This window comes from Gluconobacter sp. P1D12_c, assembly GCF_018812105.1.
Taxonomy (GTDB): Bacteria; Pseudomonadota; Alphaproteobacteria; order Acetobacterales; family Acetobacteraceae; genus Gluconobacter; species Gluconobacter oxydans_A.
Genome location: NZ_JACSIQ010000007.1, coordinates 172,314 through 190,640, shown reverse-complemented (window position 1 = coordinate 190,640; position 18,327 = coordinate 172,314). Strand labels below are relative to the sequence as shown.

General features: G+C 56.4%; 15 protein-coding genes. 3 read left to right on the top strand and 12 right to left on the bottom strand.

The genetic code is table 11. The features are described from left to right. Position 1: 1 nt before the first annotated feature. From KP705_RS10145 to KP705_RS10135, 3 genes are read right to left on the bottom strand one after another with little or no spacing between them, the layout of a single operon-like run. Positions 2-1,456 (bottom strand): efflux transporter outer membrane subunit, encoded by a 1,455-nt coding sequence (locus tag KP705_RS10145; protein ID WP_046900734.1) that lies wholly within the window; start codon positions 1,454-1,456, stop codon positions 2-4. Further along, positions 1,453-4,629, bottom strand: coding sequence for an efflux RND transporter permease subunit (locus tag KP705_RS10140; protein WP_215764402.1), 3,177 nt, complete (start codon positions 4,627-4,629; stop codon positions 1,453-1,455). The genes KP705_RS10145 and KP705_RS10140 overlap by 4 nt, the downstream gene beginning before the upstream one ends. A gap of 6 nt (positions 4,630-4,635) precedes the next feature. After that, on the bottom strand, positions 4,636-5,844 hold the full coding sequence (locus KP705_RS10135) for an efflux RND transporter periplasmic adaptor subunit (RefSeq protein ID WP_080951443.1): 1,209 nt from the start codon (positions 5,842-5,844) through the stop codon (positions 4,636-4,638). Positions 5,845-5,959: 115 nt separating this feature from the next. Here KP705_RS10135 and KP705_RS10130 point away from each other — a divergent pair, with 115 nt between their 5' ends. After that, a complete protein-coding gene (locus KP705_RS10130; RefSeq protein WP_232309175.1) occupies positions 5,960-6,616 on the top strand; it encodes a TetR/AcrR family transcriptional regulator in 657 nt (218 codons plus the stop codon). Positions 6,617-6,621: 5 nt separating this feature from the next. Here the strand turns inward: KP705_RS10130 and KP705_RS10125 are convergent, their stop codons facing one another. From KP705_RS10125 to fliL, 5 genes are read right to left on the bottom strand one after another with little or no spacing between them, the layout of a single operon-like run. Further along, positions 6,622-9,057 carry a hypothetical protein gene (locus KP705_RS10125; RefSeq protein ID WP_046900732.1) on the bottom strand — a complete coding sequence of 812 codons (2,436 nt, stop codon included), beginning with the start codon at positions 9,055-9,057 and terminating at the stop codon, positions 6,622-6,624. Further along, positions 9,057-9,776, bottom strand: coding sequence for a MotE family protein (locus tag KP705_RS10120; RefSeq protein WP_046900731.1), 720 nt, complete (start codon positions 9,774-9,776; stop codon positions 9,057-9,059). Before KP705_RS10120 ends, KP705_RS10125 begins: the two co-directional genes overlap by 1 nt. Before the next feature lie 5 nt (positions 9,777-9,781). Continuing rightward, positions 9,782-10,285: a DUF6468 domain-containing protein gene (locus KP705_RS10115; RefSeq protein WP_046900730.1), complete on the bottom strand. Its 504-nt coding sequence runs from the start codon at positions 10,283-10,285 to the stop codon at positions 9,782-9,784. 18 nt (positions 10,286-10,303) lie between these two features. Then, positions 10,304-11,410, bottom strand: coding sequence for a flagellar motor switch protein FliM (fliM, locus tag KP705_RS10110; RefSeq protein ID WP_252348326.1), 1,107 nt, complete (start codon positions 11,408-11,410; stop codon positions 10,304-10,306). Further along, the gene (gene fliL, locus KP705_RS10105) at positions 11,410-11,883 is read right to left on the bottom strand and encodes a flagellar basal body-associated protein FliL (protein ID WP_046900729.1); all 474 of its coding nucleotides are present in this window, start codon (positions 11,881-11,883) and stop codon (positions 11,410-11,412) included. The genes fliM and fliL overlap by 1 nt, the downstream gene beginning before the upstream one ends. Before the next feature lie 63 nt (positions 11,884-11,946). Here fliL and KP705_RS10100 point away from each other — a divergent pair, with 63 nt between their 5' ends. Further along, positions 11,947-13,188, top strand: coding sequence for a lytic transglycosylase domain-containing protein (locus KP705_RS10100; RefSeq protein ID WP_046900728.1), 1,242 nt, complete (start codon positions 11,947-11,949; stop codon positions 13,186-13,188). Positions 13,189-13,357: 169 nt separating this feature from the next. Beyond that, positions 13,358-14,773 carry an amino acid permease gene (locus KP705_RS10095; RefSeq protein WP_215764401.1) on the top strand — a complete coding sequence of 472 codons (1,416 nt, stop codon included), beginning with the start codon at positions 13,358-13,360 and terminating at the stop codon, positions 14,771-14,773. Between the two features lie 59 nt (positions 14,774-14,832). Here the strand turns inward: KP705_RS10095 and KP705_RS10090 are convergent, their stop codons facing one another. Genes KP705_RS10090 through pstB form a run of 4 tightly spaced genes read right to left on the bottom strand, consistent with a single transcriptional unit; the run spans position 14,833 to position 18,314 of the window. Beyond that, positions 14,833-16,092 (bottom strand): cell wall metabolism sensor histidine kinase WalK, encoded by a 1,260-nt coding sequence (locus KP705_RS10090; protein ID WP_046900726.1) that lies wholly within the window; start codon positions 16,090-16,092, stop codon positions 14,833-14,835. Positions 16,093-16,095: 3 nt separating this feature from the next. Continuing rightward, positions 16,096-16,818 carry a response regulator gene (locus KP705_RS10085; RefSeq protein WP_046900725.1) on the bottom strand — a complete coding sequence of 241 codons (723 nt, stop codon included), beginning with the start codon at positions 16,816-16,818 and terminating at the stop codon, positions 16,096-16,098. Beyond that, positions 16,815-17,537: a phosphate signaling complex protein PhoU gene (gene phoU / locus KP705_RS10080; RefSeq protein ID WP_046900724.1), complete on the bottom strand. Its 723-nt coding sequence runs from the start codon at positions 17,535-17,537 to the stop codon at positions 16,815-16,817. Before phoU ends, KP705_RS10085 begins: the two co-directional genes overlap by 4 nt. Before the next feature lie 6 nt (positions 17,538-17,543). Beyond that, entirely contained in the window at positions 17,544-18,314 is a 771-nt protein-coding gene (pstB, locus tag KP705_RS10075) for a phosphate ABC transporter ATP-binding protein PstB (protein ID WP_283092261.1), read from the bottom strand. Between the last annotated feature and the right edge of the window lie 13 nt (positions 18,315-18,327).

Below are 18,327 nucleotides of genomic sequence, written 5' to 3'. Positions count from 1 at the left end.
GTCAGTGCGTTGCGGCAGGCACTGTAGGCGAAACCGTCTTCTGGCTCCACCCACCGCCAAGCGCACGGTAAAGCGTAACAAGATTCTGGAATCGGGCAGCCTGAACCAGAATGGCATTCTGCTGAGCCTGATAAAGCGTTCTCTGCTGCTCAAGCGTCGTCAGATAGCTGTCGATCCCTGCATCATATCGCATCTTTGCCAGATCATAGGCCTTCTGTGACTGGTCAACGAGCGACTGCATATGACGGTCCTGAGACAGATACGTCTCACGTGCCGTCAGCGCATCCGACACTTCACGGAAAGCCGTCTGCACAGTCTTTTCATACTGTGCCGCATACTGAAGCTTCTGCGCCTTCGCCATCAACAGGTTGCCTTCACTCTGTCCCCAGGTAAAAATCGGCAAACTGATGGATGGTGAAACAGTCCACGTTTCCGCTCCAGGTGTGAACAGCTTGCGAAACTGGAGTGAGCTTGTGCCTTCCGAAGCCGTCAAAGTGACTTTCGGGAAGAATGCGGCGCGTGCGGCACCAATATTCGCATTGGCGCCGATCAGGGTATGTTCGGCAGCCACGATGTCAGGCCGCTGTGCTAACAGATCAGACGGTAGCCCTTCCGGAAGATTCGCAATCATCGTCTGCGCCCCAAAAGGCGCCGGTGACGGCAAATCTGCTGGCAACGGTGTGCCCACCAGCAACTGCAGCGCATGTTCGTCGTCTGCTACAGCACGCGAATACTGCGATTCATTAGCTGAAGCCTGCTCTACCTGCGTCTTGACCTGTGCGAGCGTCAGGGCATCCGTTTCACCATTGTCATACGACAACTGCGTCAGACGCAGGGTCTCTCCCTGCGATTTCAGCGTATCACGGGTGACGCGGAGCTGCTCTCTGTCAGCCAGCCACTGAATATAGGTTGTCCCCACCTGTGACACGGTGGTGAGCAGAACATTCCGGGCATTTTCCACGCTATTAAGAACGGTTTCTGCCTGCTGTTTTGTCAGATTGCGAATGCGCCCCCAGAGATCTACCTCATAAGAGGAAAATCCGATGGACGTCTGGTACAGCCGCAAAGTGGAGATAGAAGTACCCAAGCCTGGCGCAAAAGAGAAACCTGCCGTACTCGACGGCGCCATAAACATACCCTGCCCACCAGCGGAAATAATGGGGAACAGGGATGCATTCTGGATTTCATACTGTCCACGCGCAACCGTAACTGCAGCTGCCTGCGCCGCCAGATCGCGGTTGTTTTTCAGAGCCAACTGAACAAGCGCTTTCAAACGCGGATCAGTATAGAAATCTTCCCAGCCGAGATTGGCAACGCTGCGAGCCGCAGGCGCATTTTTTGCACCTGTGTCTGCAGGATACCCATTCTGCACAGCCTGCGTCGGCTGATGATATCTGGGAGCCATGTTACAGCCGGAAAGCATCAGCAGCGCGGCAAATCCAAGACGGGCCTTCATGCGCCGTGCTCCCCTTCAATAGCAGGTGTCGCCTTATTATCCAGATGGGCATAGGCGTCCTTCCGGTCCCGGATGCGGACCACACGGAACAGACGCAGCACCACTACGAAGAATACCGGCACAAAGTAAATCGCAAGCAAGGTTGCAGACAACATGCCGCCCACCACGCAGGTGCCGATGGCCACACGTGCAGCAGAGCCTGCGCCCGTTGCAATCGCAAGCGGGAACACACCGCAGACGAACGCAATGGACGTCATGAGAATTGGCCTCAGACGTTCACGCCCGGCTTCAATCACGGACTCTTCCAGAGACTGCCCTTCTTCAAAGAAAGCCTTGGCAAATTCCACAATCAGGATCGCGTTCTTCACAGACAGGCCAACTGTCGTCAGCAGACCAACCTGGAAGTAAACGTCGTTAGAAAGGCCACGGCCCAGCGTTGCGGCAATCGCTCCGAGCACACCAAGTGGCAGCACCAGAAGCACGGCAAACGGAATGGCCCAGCTTTCATAAAGCGCTGCGAGACAGAACATGATCACAATAGCGGCCAGAGCATAAAGCGGCCCCGTTGAACCACTGGATGCAAGCTGCTCGTAGGACAGACCCGTCCACTCATACCCGATGCCACGTGGCAGCTTGGCGAGGATTTTTTCCATCTCGCTCATAGCCTGACCGGAACTGGACCCAACGGCGGGCTGCCCCTGAATCTCGTAGGAGTTCATGCCGTTGTAGTCTTCGACCTTCTGCGGGCCGCTTTCCCACGTACCGGAAGCAAAGGCATTGAACGGAACCATCGTGCCCGTCGTATTGCGGACGTACCAGCGGTTTAGATCTTCCGGCGTCATACGCGCCCAGGGTTCACCCTGAATATAGACCTGCTTCACACGGTCATCACGCATGAACTGGTTGACGTAGATGGAGCCAAGAGCACCTTCCAGCGTCGTGTTGATGTCAGCATTGGTCAGACCAAGTGCGTTCGCACGTTCACGGTTGATGTCCAGCTTGAACTGTGGTGCATCTTCCATGCCGAGCGGACGAACAGCCTGAAGGAGCGGATTTTTAGCCGCTTCCATCAGCACCTGATTCCGTGCAGCCAGCAGTGCTGCGTGCCCCAGATGGCCTGTGTCCTCAAGTTCCAGATCGAAACCAGTAGCGTTACCCAGTTCCATCACGGCTGGCGGGTTAACTGCGAAGATCTGCGCGTCCGGATCCATCCAGAAATGCATCATGATTTCACGAGACACGGTCATCGTCGTATGAGCAGCACCGGGGCGCTGATCCCACGGCTTCATTCGAATAAAGAATGCACCCGCAGACTGACCCTGCCCCGCAAAACTGAAGCCGTTCATCGTGAAGACAGACTGAACGTAGTCTCCATAATTTTTCAGGACGTAATCCGTGATCTTCTTGTTGACGGCAGCGGTCTGCTCCTGCGTTGCGTTATTCCGCATCGTGACCTGACCGAAGATGATTCCCTGATCTTCGTCAGGCAGGAACCCGCCAGGCACGCGATTGAACAGGAACACCACACCGGCAGTCAGCAGCAGGAAGACGACCATGCTGACAACAGGCGCGCGGATGAGCCATTTCACACCGCTCAGATAACCATTGGTCAGGCGGTCAAAATTACGATTGAACCAGGCTGCCGGACCACGCTCATGGCCCTTATGGGTAGGCTTCAGCATGGACCCGCAGAGTGCCGGCGTCATGACCATAGCCACCAGAACAGACAACCACATGGCGGCAACAATGGTGATGGAGAACTGACGATAAATCACGCCGGTAGAACCACCGAAGGCGGCCATCGGCAAGAACACAGCCGTCAGAACCAGCACGATGCCAATCAGGGCACCGGAAATCTCATCCATGGACTGACGAGCAGCTTCCTTGGGAGACAGGCCCTGATCCGTCATCACACGTTCGACGTTTTCAACAACGACGATCGCATCGTCCACGAGCAGACCAACAGCCAGAACCATAGCCAGCATGGTCAGCGTGTTGATGCTGTATCCCATCACGGACAGCAGCCCGAACGTGCCCAAAAGAACAACCGGGACAGCAATCGTCGGAATCAGCGTGGCACGGAAGTTCTGAAGGAAGATCAACATCACGAAGAACACGAGAATGATGGCGATAACCAGCGTCTCGATAACTTCCTTGATAGAGAGCGTGATGAACGGCTCCGTATCAAGCGGGTAGACCAGCTTCAGACCATGCGGGAAATAGCGCTGCAGATCTGTCATTCGGCTACGGACTGCGGCTTCTGTCTGAAGCTGATTGGCGCCCGGCGCCAGCTTCAGAGCCATCGCAGATGCAGGATGACCGTTATAGACGGAACCGAGAGCGTAACTCTGTGCACCAAGCCCAACACGGGCCACGTCGCTCAGGCGAACCTGGCTACCGTCCTGCTGAACCTTGAGCAAAATCTTGTTAAATTCTTCAGGCGAACTCAGACGCGTCGGACCAATGACCGTCGCGTCAAATCCGATGCCTTTTTTAGCGGGCAAACCACCCAACTCACCGGACGAAACCTGAATATTCTGAGCCTGAATGGCAGACTGCACATCGCCGACCGTCAGGCCGTAATTATACAGCCGGGACGGATCAAGCCAGATACGCATCGCGTATTCTGAGCCGAACAGTGTGTGATCGCCCACACCTGACACACGCGACAGCGGATCAGAAATATTGGACGCCACATAATCGGCAATGTCCTGACCGGACATGCTTCCGTCTTCGGAAATGAAGGCCAGAACCATCATGAAGTTCTTGGTGGCCTTCGTAACACTCAGCCCTTGAGCCGTCACTTCAGACGGCAGGCGCGGCTGGGCAAGCTGGAGCTTGTTCTGAACCTGAACCTGAGCAATGTCAGGATTGGTCCCCTGCTCGAAGGTCAGATCGATTTCCATCTGTCCGCTCGCGTAGGACGAGGCAGACAGATATTCGAGATGATCCAGACCATACATCTGCTGCAGAATCGGACGGACAACCGTATTATTCACGGTTTCCGCCGAAGCGCCCGGATACATGACAGAAATGGCGATCTGCGGCGGTGCGATGCTGGGATACTGGGCAATCGGCATGCGGGTGATGGCAACACCACCAACCAGCATGATGATCAGCCCGATCACCCATGCAAAAATCGGCCGATCAATGAAAAAGCGTGAGAGCGTCATGTGCTGTTACTCAGCCTTTCCCGCAGGAACTTCCTGAGGAGCGACCTTCGCACCCGGCTGAACCTTCTGCAGACCGTTCACGATAATCTTGTCGCCAGCCTTGAGGCCGCCCGTCACCAGCCAGTCTTTACCAATTGTCCGGGTCGTCTGGATCGGGCGCTGCTGCACCTTGTTTTCGGCATCAACGGTCATCACGAAAGGATTTCCCTTCGAGTCACGCTGGACAGCCACTTGCGGCACCAGAATGCCGTTCGGGTCGATACCTTCGCGGATATGGGCATGTACAAACATTCCCGGCAGAAGCAGATGATCCGGGTTTGGGAAAACGGCGCGCATGACAAGCGTTCCCGTTGCAGGATCTACCGTGACTTCCGAAAGCTGGAGCTTGCCGCGCTGGGGATAATCTGAATCATCTTCCAGCTTCAGCCCCACAGCAGCGGCATCATCGCCTTTACGCTCGACCTGCCCCGTCGCCAGTTCATGCTTGAGACGCAGCATGTCAGAGGCCGCCAGATTGACGTCCACATAGATCGGATCAAGCCGTGTCACGACTGCGATCGGCTGTGTCTGCCCTGCCGTGAGCAACGCACCCGGCGTATAAAGCGTACGGCCGATACGGCCATCAATCGGGGCACGGACATGAGTATAATTCAGATTGACTTCGGCGGCCTCAAGATTGGCTTTCGCCTGAGCAACCTGCGCTTCAGCTTCGCGGGCCGTTGCAAGCGTGTTGTCATAGTCCTGTGAGCTGACAGCATGCGCCTTGACCAGCGGCGCATAACGGCGAAGCTGACCAGCCGCGCGCGTGGCAACGGCTTGAGCATTCATGAGCTGAGCCTTGGCCTGGTCATAAGCAGCCTGATACGGCGCAATATAAATCTGGAACAGCTGCTGCCCTTTTTTGACGTCCGCACCCTGCTCAAAGTCACGCGAGACAATCACACCATTCACCTGCGGACGGATCTGCGCCTGTTCATAGGCATCCGTTCGGCCAGGAAGAGACGTCTCCAGCGTAACCGGCTGGGTTTGCAGCGTCATGACGCCCACGGGCTGTGGCGGCAATTGCGGAGCGGCGGCTTTTTTCTGACAACCAGCAACCAAGAAAGGCACGGCTGCCAGCAAAGGGATCATTGTTTTGGCCTGACGGCGCATCTGACCTTTCTCCAAGACGACAGTCGCGGACGACATCCAAAATGTTTTCTGAAAAGAAGGCATGATACAGCCGCTATCCTGTGATACAGAAACCACGCAGTTTCCAGTTGTTCCGGAAACTAGCCGGTTTCTTTGATGAACGTCAATTCGGCCGGTACAAATAATCCCGGAGTTGATCTTGAACAGTCCCACTTCCGCCCTACCCGATACCCGCAAGCTGCGGTGCTGCGATCATAACGGCTCAGTGGATGACGTAGAGCGCAAGACGCGGATCTTGAATGCTGCAAGTTCAATGCTCACGACTCATGGGTACCATGCAGCGTCCATGGACAGCATTGCCGCATGCTCTGGAATGTCCAAGAAGACGCTCTACCAGTTTTTCGAGTCTAAAAAATCTCTTTTCGAGACCCTTATCATAGAGCGGCTTTTCGCTCCGCTTCCGTATACCCCGGTTGAAACAGATCCTCTTCCCCAGCAGCTCCAGATGATGATGACACTCCTCGCGGAGCAACTTCTAAATGAAGAGCGCCTTGGCCTTCTGAAGTCCATCATCACGGAAACCACGCGAAATCCTGCCGTACGACAAATCGTAACAGACCTGTTTCATCTTTCCGGACGGGCCCTTCCCGTTCAGCAGTGGCTGACCAAACAGGCCGAGGCCGGCCATCTCCATATCGAGAACGTTGAAGAAGCGGCAGATCTGCTTTTCAGCATGACCCTGGGTGGCCCGCTACTGGCGCACCTAACGCATTGCAAGCCGCCCAAAGAAGGCGAAAACCTGGTCCAGTTCATCGCATACGGCATACAGACCTTTCTCAAGGCTCATAGCACTTAGCGGCCTTATCCACCGGCAGGCAACTTGGCCGAACTTTCACCAACCAGAAGCTTAAAAACCCCTGCGGACGCCGAACGCTCCATGAGGGAACCATACTGCCTCTTTAGAAGAGCGAGCGTAGTATCATCATGGGCCCTTGAGGCATCGCCAGCCAGCTCCAGAACCAACGCTTCCAGATCCGGCGACAGAACTGAAGCCTCTTTACGCCCTGTCCAGGCTGCATCGATGACAGGTTTCAGAGCAGAAACTGCGCCAACCCAGTCCTTCGCCTGCTCCATCAACTGCGCACGCATTTTCAATGCCTGTGTCTCTGTCCGGCCTATGAGGTAGTGCTCAGCCTTAGGCAAATCGTGTTGCTCACGCGCGACTTCAGCACGAAGCAATGATACCTCTAATGCTTCTGGCTGACCTCCCGGCAGCACAGATACATCGGCGGGGTTTTCCGCCGGTAAATCATAGAGTGCAGCGCTCAGGTCTTTCGCATCAAGATCCAGACGAACCAGCTTCACCATAGTATCCTGATGTTCAGGTCCCTGCTGCTTCTGAAGAAGACCACGCAATACCGTCCTTTGAGCCTCTGGGAGACCTAGCACCGCATATCGACGCTCCAGAGCCTTCAAACGATACGCCTGTAATGTCGGGTCATTCGGCTCAATTGTCATTGCTGCTTTCAACAGTTCGACCTCAGCAAGAGCACTCTTTGCTTCAATGTCTTTCTGCTCTGCGAACCCACGGGCAATAACGAGCAACCTGTCATGACCAGGAAAACCAGCTTTCCCATAGACAGCCTGCCCGTCTTGCACGTCCTGTTGAGCGGTGCGCCATTCTTTCCCTTTAATGAACGCATCAATACTCAACAGTCGTGCCTCACGCTCCCTTCCGACCATTCTGAAGGCAGGCATAAGACCATCCACACGCTCACCAATTGCTTTCGCGGGTGATGCATTTTTTTCAAAATCGAAGCGAAGAGCAGCTTCGCTGGCAACCGGCCACACCATAGGAGAAGGATCATGAGCGAGCGTCTCAAGCTGCCCTCTTGCATCCAGCGCATGTGTCTCAACTGCTGCTAAGGCACGCGCAAGAACGGTTTCCGGTACTGAGGGAAGGGATAAGAGAACGCCCCGATCTTTTGCTGTGCCATACCGCGCGACCCACTCTGCAGCCACCGGCAGCAGACGATGCCGCAAAGGCTCAGAATATCCCGATACAGAAGGTAGTCCCGTCGCAATCAAACTGGCCGTCCGGGTGCGCTGTACATCGACATCAGGTCCTTCTCCCGTAATAGGGAACTGCGCGCGTACCATTCCTCGCCAGAACTGGTCCTCCGGCGTTGCCCCTTCTTCCTCTGACAACAGAGACGGATTAGCACGACCATTCAGCACAGCCGAAATTTGTCTCAGCCTTCGTACATCTTTGCGGGTGCTCCCTTCAGGCTGATCTTCCAGTGCTACCTGCAGAACCTGTGAAACCAATGCACCATTAGCTAGCCTTGCCGCAGCCTGTGCCAGACGGATCCGCGCATCGAAGCGCTGTCCCGCTGATGCCATTGCTGCCGCAATTTGAGCGCGACGCACACTCTCTCGCAAACCTTCCGGTGGGCTGCCAGCCAACGCTACTCCGGCATCCGAAGCCCCATAAGCAGCAACTTTCCCTCCAGCAAGCAGCGGAGTATCGCTGGGGCCAACTCTATCAAGAAAGAACTGCTTTCCGTTTTGCCTGAGCTCGATTGCATCGGCATCTGCGGCAATGACCAGCCCCATCAGACTAGGACGGACCTCAAAGCCTGCTCCCCGCCGGATCAAATCACCTGAAACAGAACCGGACCGTGAGAGACCGAGCAACAGCCGCCGGCCCGAATCCGGGTCTCGAAACGTGACAACAAATAGAGCCCCGTCTTCCCGAGGCGGCGTGAAAGTCAGGGCACCCTCATCTTGCCCTAACAACATAACATCTGGGGATGGGGTTGATTGCCTTCCGAAAGACACCGTCCATCCATGCCCGACGGGTCTGATTAATGGACTGGATCCTTCAGGACACAGGATGCTGACAGCTGTCACATCCGCCATAATGCGAGCAGATACACCTTCGAATGGAGCAACATTCGTTAGCCCGGCGGTGTCGATGACGTGGCGACCGGCTGCAACGATCAGGAGACGCCGGCCATTTTGAAACGCGGCAACGGGCGTCATTTCCCCCAGAGGCAACCACAATCCAGTTGCGGATGGGACGACGCCCTCATTCGCCTGCATGACAGGCCGCGCACTGAAATCCGTACGCCCGACCGACGCCCTAGCTTTTTCCTGGCTGGATAAAAGTGGAGATGGATCGTTCAGGAATGACCATCCTGAGGGAAGAAGCGCACTTGCGGCTGGCGGCAAAGCTACTGCGGTTTGTGGGAGCAGCAGTATTGCCAGAGCGAAGAGGCAGCCCCGCGCCAACATCACCCGTTATCCCCAATATGCATGCCTGGATGCGCATGAGCATTGGCAAGAAGCTGCGTCGCCAAAATGGCTCGTTGTGGAGACATGGCTTCCATGATCGCTGAAGCCTTCCGCGGGCTCATACGGTTCAAAAGGCCCACGCCAACCCGCAGATCAAGAATATTGAAAATAGCGGCCGCATCGACAGGTTTCATCGCCTCATAAATCCTGACCAGTCTTTCCGCATCCTGGTTCAGGAGCTCGTCCGAATGTCGTGCTGTCTCTTCAAACTGCGAACGGGATGTCTGGAGTGCGGTCATCCGACGTTGCAGCTCTTCTTCTGCCGCATCCACCAGTCGCTGCCGATCTTCCAACGCCGCAGCCTTGCGATCCAGTTCCTGCTGCCGTGCAGCCAGCTCTGCTTTCAGTGTCGGGTCAGGAGTTATAGCGTCTACCGTGCCTGTCGGAGACAATGCGCCTTGGCAGCCCCCTGACTTGCAAAGGTCCGAGGAGGGGGCCTTCTGTTGAGCAGACTTCCCGTCCTCTGCTTCAGCTCGTTTGCTCGCAGCCTCGTCAGAAGCAGCCTTAGGCGCCACTTGTGTCGCGGCCGGCTGCGCCATGGCAGACGACATCAACGATGAGTCCGTTGAGGCATCGACATACCCAACCAGATCGTAAACTTTCACGCCCAACAGGATGATCATCAAACCACAGGCAATGTGCAGCAAGCGAAAGAGCATGAGCGTTACACCTGCTTCTGACGAAGGGCACGCAGCAGCTCGCGCTCGGCTGCAGTCTTACCGGATGGCGTTTTCAATGTGCTGGGTGACCCCCATCGTCCTTCATCTGTCCTGAGACGGGCAGAAAAACGAGGGCCCTCCATATCCGGCGCGTCTGCCTCCCTGAGAGGCTCCGAGTGGGCGGGACGACCGATTGAAGCTGTTTTTTCCAAGACCTGAGCGACAGCTTCTGATCGTTCACACAGCATCGTCAGTTCACGCTTGAGACTCTTTCCGCTCTCCACCGTTTTACCCAGCGACCGTCCAACCATTTCAGTTGTCTGACGCAGATGGTCGATACCAGACTGAGCCTGCTGACTACTACTTTGCAAACTCGCAATCAGGGCATCCAGCTCTCCCCGGTTTCGACGGATGACCGATAGCGCTCGGCCAAGATAGAGGCTGTAGAAAATCGTAATCAGCAGCAGGGCTGACAGAGCAACTTCAAGTACGATCTGGAACCTGTCCATGGAAACTGCTCCGCCTTTTCAGCTGTATGCAGAAGGGCGATCACCGGCCCCTCCGCCAATAAGATTTTCTTCAATACGAACCGCGACATGACCCTGCTTTTTGCCAACCCGCCCCCGAAAGATCGTTTTTCCACCGCAGCGCAGTTGAACGAGAGCCGTTGGATCACGGCGCAGCACCAGCATCTCGCCGGGCGAGAGGGACATGATGTCCTGAAGATTCATGCTCTGCTCTTCCAGGACAGCGTCGAGCGTGACGTCCGTATTCCAGAGCTCCTGGGCAAGATGACTTTCCCAGATGCCGTCATGGCCAAATTTTTCACCCATGAACTGCTGCAGCAGAATTTCCCGAACAGGCTCCAGCGTTGCATGCGGCAGAATGAGATCCACATCCCCACCGCGCCCATCCATATCGATGCCAAACCGTGCCAACACGACGCCATTTGCCGCCCGGGAAATAGTCGCAAAGCGGGAATTCAGTTCCAGCCGTTCAAAGCGAAAATTCACGGCACACAAAGGGCTGAAACTCATGGAAAGGTCCGAGAGGATCACACGAATCAGAGGCTCGACCAGTGCGCGCTCGATCGCCGTATGGTGTCGGCCTTCTGCGCGCCTCTCCCCATCGCCATGAGGACGAACACGATCACGCCCTCCAAGCAATGCATCAATGACACTGTAAACAAGGGACGAGCTGAGAACGAGAATCCCGTAATTGTCCCATTCCTCCGCTTTGAAGACGGCGAACATGGATTGCCCGGAAACATTTTCCAGATAATCTCCAAACCTCTGGGAAGCCAGGCGATCCATTGAGACTTCAACGTTATCGCTGGTGAAGTTCCGTAGGCTGGTCGTGAGAATCCGGACGAGGCGGTCAAAAACCACTTCAAGCATAGGGAGCCGCTCGTAAGAGACGAACGACGTGCTCAGCAGTTTTTCCAGACCACTCCCTTCGCCGCCACCGCTCACGTGGGCGTCGCTACCAAAGAGACTATCAATCTCGTCCTGGTTCAGAATCCGGTCCGCACCGTCATCCTCTGAAAAACCAAGATCATCCATTGAAAGGGCAAAACGTGGCATCGGCGCATCGTTTGCATCACCTTCCGACGTAGCCTTCTGTGCGTCTGGCATTACTGCACCAGCACTTCCACGAAGAAGAGATCACGCACGGACAAGGGAGCAAGAATATTGGAAATCTGCGCCAGCATGGTTTCCCGCAGACGATAAATTCCCGCTCCGGTTAGCTCGTCCGGGCGCATCCCATGCAGGCAGGTCTGGAAGGCATCCTGTATCTGAGGCATGAGCGGCCCGATTTTTGCCGTATCTTTGCTGTCTTCAACCTGAAGGCGCGCACTGATCCGAACATAACGCGCCCTGCCATCTCCGGTATCGAGGTTGGACACCAGCGTCGGGATGGTAATGAGTGTCAGGGATATCGGCTGGGACGCCGCTTTTACGGGACGGGACGCAGGATGTTGGAAATGCCGCCAGGCGAATACGCCGCCTCCAGCCAGCATGGCACAGAGCACTGCTGCGATCAGGATAATCCTGCGTTTTCCGCCAGCTTTCGCCGGGATCTCAAGTTCCGGAGTCTCCGTCGTCACTGCCTGTCTGCCTTCTCTTTCGGACAGACGGCATCATCTGAGCAAAAGATTAACATTGGGTTTATGGCGCGTCGGAAAAGGCCCCTTGTCCTGTATGCTGGAAGCCTTTGCCTGACGGCAATCCTTCTCGCCGGATGCGCCTCCCAACCCTCGCCCTACAATCGATATTATGCAGCAAACGGCGCTTACAAAGCCCCCGGCACAGCCAGTGATCCCTGGGGGCCATACATTCAGCAGGCTGCCAGTCGCTTCTCGATTCCCGAAGCCTGGATCAGAGCGGTCATTCACCAGGAATCGGGGGGACATCAGTATCTGAATGGCCAGCCCATCACGTCCAGCGCCGGAGCCATGGGCCTGATGCAGCTCATGCCGCAGACCTATGCTGAAATGCAGGGACGGTTCGGGCTGGGTTCTGATCCGTATGAACCGCATGACAACATCATGGCGGGAACCGGATATATTAAAATACTGTCTCGCAAATACGGAGCTCCCGCATTTCTGGTGGCTTACAATGCCGGACCACAACGCCTTGAGGATTACCTCTACCAAGGGCGCGCACTCCCCAACGAGACTGTCAATTACATCGCAAGTATCACGCCGCATCTTGGCACACAGATCGCCATGACGGGTCCACTGGCAGCCTACGCGTCGTCACAGCAACTGAACGCATCTCCCATGGAAGTCGCAGAGGCGCCTGATACCAGCACCCAACTGGCCATGGCGCAGCCTTCAGGGCAGTACGGTTCAACACAACAGAGCGTCCAGAAAGCCTGGTCCAGACGGCACATTACTTCCGTACCCTCAGATACGATGCCGCCGGACCTTCCCCCTCTCGGTCCCTGTGACCCAGATGCGGCCTATGACCCGAGCATGGCCTGCACCCCGGTATCGGCCCCCAACCGTCAACTTGAAGCCCCGGCCGCCACGGTCGAACAATCGACCGTGGCCAGCACGCTTTTGCCGCCCGCGCCGGTTATTCCCACACCACCTCGAACCTCCCATTCCTCTGCAAGCCTGACGCCCACGGCCGTGAGCTATCGCGCCCCTGGAACTTACGGAGACTGGGGTATCCAGGTCGGAGCATTCGCGAATCCCGGGCAAGCCCGGTTTGCAGCGAATATGGCTCGCCAGTCTGCATTCTCTCCGCTTCAGGCTTCGCAAATTCAGGTCCAGCCTACTCTGTCGCACGGGACACGCTTCTATAGAGCCCGTCTTGCTGGCATCAGTCGGGCTGGCGCGGCCAGTGCCTGTAGCAGCCTGACAGCCCAGGGGATGGCCTGCATGGCGGTCCCACCCGGACATTAAATGTCTCAAAAGTCTTAATTTCCGTAAGGAAACTCAATGCTCGTTGGCAATGGGCAGACTTTGCCGTATGTTCCCATGCAGATTGGACATACCTGCCACGCACGAAGTGTAGGTGACCCACGTCCAGACATTGATTCACCACGCCGATCCCGGCCCTCAGGATGCGCAGATGACGACCAGCCCTGCTCACGATCACACTCCATCATCGGAAGATGTCATCAGCGAAGAAGGGTATCACAAGGATCTTGGTCGTCGACACGTTCAGATGATCGCCATCGGTGGCGCCATCGGAACCGGACTGTTCCTTGGTGCTGGCTCCCGCCTTCAGGTTGCCGGTCCTTCCCTTGCGCTGATCTATGCCGTTTGTGGCGTTTTCTCTTTCTTGATTCTCCGTGCCCTCGGAGAACTGGTCATGTACCGCCCAACCAGCGGTAGCTTCGTGACCTATGCCCGCGAATTTCTTGGCGAAAAAGCCGCTTATGCTGCGGGCTGGCTCTCATTCCTTAACTGGGCCATGACGGGTATCGTCGATATCACTGCCGTCGCCCTTTACATGCACTACTGGGCCGTTTTCGTGGACGTCCCCCAGTGGGTTTTCGCTCTTGGCGCTCTCAGCATCGTTGGCACGATGAACATGATCGGCGTCCGCTACTTCGGTGAGATGGAGTTCTGGTTTTCACTCATCAAGGTCGTGGCACTTGCCGCATTCCTCATCGCCGGAACGCTTATTCTCGGCAGCCGGATGCCTGTTGCAGGTCATAACACCGGTCTTCATCTGATCACTGAGAACGGTGGCTTATTCCCACATGGAATCATGCCGGTTTTCCTGCTTCTGCAAGGTGTGGTGTTTGCCTACTCTGCGATTGAACTGATCGGAACGGCCGCTGGCGAATGCCACGATGCGCGTGAAATTCTGCCTCGCGCTGTGAACAGCGTCATTTGGCGTATCGGTCTCTTCTATGTTGGCTCAGTTGTGCTGCTCGTCTGTCTGCTGCCATGGACAGCTTATCATGCTGGCGTCAGCCCGTTTGTGACGTTCTTTCAGGCTCTTGGGATTCCAGGGGTCGGCACGATCATGAACATTGTCGTTCTGACTGCGGCGTTGTCCAGCCTCAACTCAGGCCTATACTCCACAGGTCGCGTGCTGCGTGCCTTATCCCTAGGGGGATCTGGCCCGCAGGTGCTGTCGAAGATGAACAAAAGCTCCGTGCCTTACATGGGCATTCTAACGACGCTTTCTGTTTATCTGGTGGGCGTTGGCCTGAACTACCTGATCCCGTCCCGTGTGTTTGAAGTGGTTCTGAACTTCTCGGCTATCGGAATCATCAGCACTTGGGGTTTCATCCTGCTGTGCCAGCTTCGCCTGCGATCAGCCATTAATCGCGGCGAAATTGCTCCAACAACCTTTGCCATGCCTGGTGCCCCCTACACCAACTGGGCAACTCTGGGATTTCTGGCATTCGTTCTTCTGATGATGGCTTTCGATTATCCAGATGGCACAATCACCATCGGCGCCATTCCGCTCATCGGCCTTATCCTCGTAGGCGGATGGCTCCTTCTGGCGCGCACCCGAAAAGCCCACTGAGCTACCCTACAAAAAAAGCGCTCGTTATCGGGGCGCTTTTTTATGGGCTCAGGTTGAAATCAGGAAGTCTCGGCGGGTAATGCGCCAACAGGCGGAAGCCACACAAGACACGTCGTACCGCGCCCAGGGGCACTCGCAACTCTGAGTCTCCCGCCGTGTCGGTCAAGAATGTGCCGAACGATAGACAAGCCGAGGCCCGTTCCCTGCTTGGCAGGCTCCACCTTGTCCACCACCCGATAAAATCGTTCTGTCAGCCGCGGGAGATGATGTGCTTCCATGCCGCGACCATTATCTTCCACTCCAAGCAGTACGCCCCCCTCTTCAGGCCAGCGGTCATCCCGTTCAGGGGCCCGTCGGGCGAATAGCGTCACAGCAAACGGCCGCCCTTCTTCACGGCCATATCGCAAGGCATTTTCGATCAGGTTCAGAAGCACCTGAACCATCTCATCCTCATCAGCCCGGATCGTCAGGTCATCCTCAATGGCAAGGTTCAGAGAGCATCCCGGCTCATCAAAACGGGGCGCCACTTCGCCAAGCACAATGGCCATCAAATCCGCGACTTCCACCAGATCACGGGGACGCTGATGTTCGTGAGCCTGCACGCGCGACAGGTAAAGCAGCCGATCAATCAGGCGTTTCAGCCGAGCAGACTGCTGGGCCATGATATCCAGAAACTGCTGCCGCGTCCCTTCATTCATGCTGCTTCCACCGGTTCGCAGGGCATCAATGAATCCACTCAGAGAGGCTAGAGGCGTGCGGAGCTCATGACTGGCATGGGCCACGAAATCGATCCGCATCCTGTCCAGAACCTGTGCTTCACTCCGATCCGACAGCATGACAAGCACGCGTGTATGCCGGTCATGCTGGGCAGGAATTCGTCTGAGTGACAGATGAAGCGTACGCGGGACAGGAACATCCAGCGTAAACGTTGTCGAGCACATTGAAGGCAGGTCATCTGCGCTGTCAGAAGCAACGCGCAATGCGGCCGAGAGAGCGGAACGCGCGGCAGGATGACGGAGAATGGCGCCAACACTATCGCCAAACTGTGTAAGCGCTTCTTCGTTCGCTTGAAGAACTGCTCCCAGACGGTCCAGCAAAAGAACACTGCCCGGGAAAATTTCGATCGGGAGCACAGTCTCTGACGTTGGTACTGCGGATGACAGAGCTGAGTGTTCCGTCAATACCGGCAGGGGTAATGCCGGTCGCCGGAATGCCAGAAATGCACATCCCCACCCGGCAACCGCGGCTCCCACAAGAACAAGCCCGGCCCAGAAAGGCAGACCTTCATGAGAGACGGCTGCCAGGCTTTCAGCCCTCACCCGTCAAAGTCCATCCGTGACAGGACCATCATCCAGAGCATAACCCGCAGCCCTGACAGTGCGCACCAGATCCGGCTCGTTCGGGCCATTGATTGCCTTGCGAAGCCGGCGGATATGCACGTCGATCGTGCGAATTTCCACATGGATATTCTGTCCCCAGATCCGCCGCAGAAGATCTTCCCGGGAGAAAACCTTGCGGGGATTCCGGATCAGCAGATCCAGAAGACGATATTCCGTTGGCCCCAGCGACAGCAGACGACCTGCCCGTTCAATCCTGTGGGTTTCAGGGTCCAGGGTAATATCCGCGAAAGACAACACGTCGTAAGAAGACTGGTGTCGCCGCAGCAGAGCGCGCAGGCGGGCATCTAGAGTGTCAACGCTACAGGGTTTGATCAGGTAGTCATCCGCGCCTGTATCCAGCCCGCGGATAGCGTCCTGCTCGCCTGACCGCGCTGTCAGAAGCAGAACCGGCAGATCCCGCAGGATCGGGTTGCTGCGAATACGCCTGCACAGATCAAGCCCCGACATTCCCGGGAGCATCCAATCCAGAACAGCTGCGTCTGGACGCGCCGTTTCGAGGAACTGAAGTGCGGTCTCAGCGTCGGCCGCAGATTCGACACGATAACCTCGTTGCTCGAGGTTATATCGCATCATCAGGAGCAAAGCGGGATCGTCCTCGACAACGAGGATAAGGCCTTTTGCCCTGATTTGGGTGCTTCCGCTCACCGGTCTGGCTGCTCTGAAGCAGTATCGGCAGTTGCTGGAGCACCGCGCGGACGAACGGCTGGCAGGTTGTCTCCCGTCACTGCGTAGAACACGCGCTCGGCGATATTGGTCGCGTGATCACCAATCCGTTCGAGATTCTTTGCAATGAACAGAAGCTCCGTGCAGGCACGGATGTTTCGTGGATCTTCCATCATGTACGTCACGAGTTCGCGGAACAGCGCGGTGTAGTACTCATCAACCGCGCGGTCTGCGTGCCAGACTTCCATGGCCCGATTGGAATCCTGCTGCGTGATCGCATCGATAGACCGGCGCAGATTGTCCTGCACCAAACGCCCCATGCTCCGCAGACCCGAGAGCGAAATCTGCCCGTCAGCGCCGCGAATACGAAGGGACCGACGCGCGATAGACGAAGCATAATCGCCAATACGCTCCAGATCGCCGGTGATTTTCAGCGCCGCAACGATCTCGCGCAGATCGCTGGCCATCGGGCTTCGCAGAGCCAAGAGGCGAATGGCGAGACTTTCGACTTCCCGCTCCAGCTCGTCTACGTCCGGATCTTGACGGGCCGCCGCATCCGCAGCCTCCTCATTTCGATCGGCTATGGCAGAAAGCGCCAGAGCGACCTGATTCTCTACGATGCCACCCATCTGGGACATCATGGACCGGAGCTGACCCAGCTCCTGCTCGTAGCTTTTGACGATGTGAGATCTGTCAGCCATGGCGGATTATCCAAATCTTCCGGTGATGTAGTCCTGGGTCTGCTGCTGCTTTGGATTAGTGAAGATGCGGTCTGCCGCGTCCACTTCAATCAGCCGTCCCATGTAGAAAAACGCAACCTGATCAGCACAACGTGCCGCCTGCTGCATGTTGTGCGTCACGATCGCGATCGTGAACTCTTCCTTGAGCTCGTCCAGCAGTTCTTCAATACGTGCGGTAGAGATCGGATCCAACGCGGACGTTGGCTCGTCCAACAGCAGAACTTCAGGGCGTGTCGCAATGGAACGTGCGATACAAAGCCTCTGCTGCTGACCGCCCGAGAGCCCCGCAGCCGGCGCATTCAAGCGATCCCGTACTTCGTTCCACAGGGCGACACGTGTCAGCACGTCTTGCACACGCACATCCATGTCCGCCTTGTTCAGGCGCTCATGGAGGCGCACACCGAATGCGATGTTGTCATAGATCGACATCGGGAACGGTGTCGGTTTCTGGAACACCATTCCGATCCGCGCGCGCAGGATGTTCAGGTCCAGCCCGGTTTCAAGAATATTGCGGCCGTCGAAAATCACCTCTCCCGTTGCACGCTGTCCCGGATAGAGATCGTACATACGGTTGAAAATCCGCAGAAGCGTGGACTTGCCACATCCGCTGGGGCCGATCATCGCCGTCACTTTCCGGGCGGGAAAGTCGATGCTGATATCGTGCAGGGCATGGTTCTGCCCGTAGTAGAAGTTCAGATTGCGAACGGCGAGGGCCACTTGCGGCTTGGTCTCGTTCATTTTGAAATCCTGT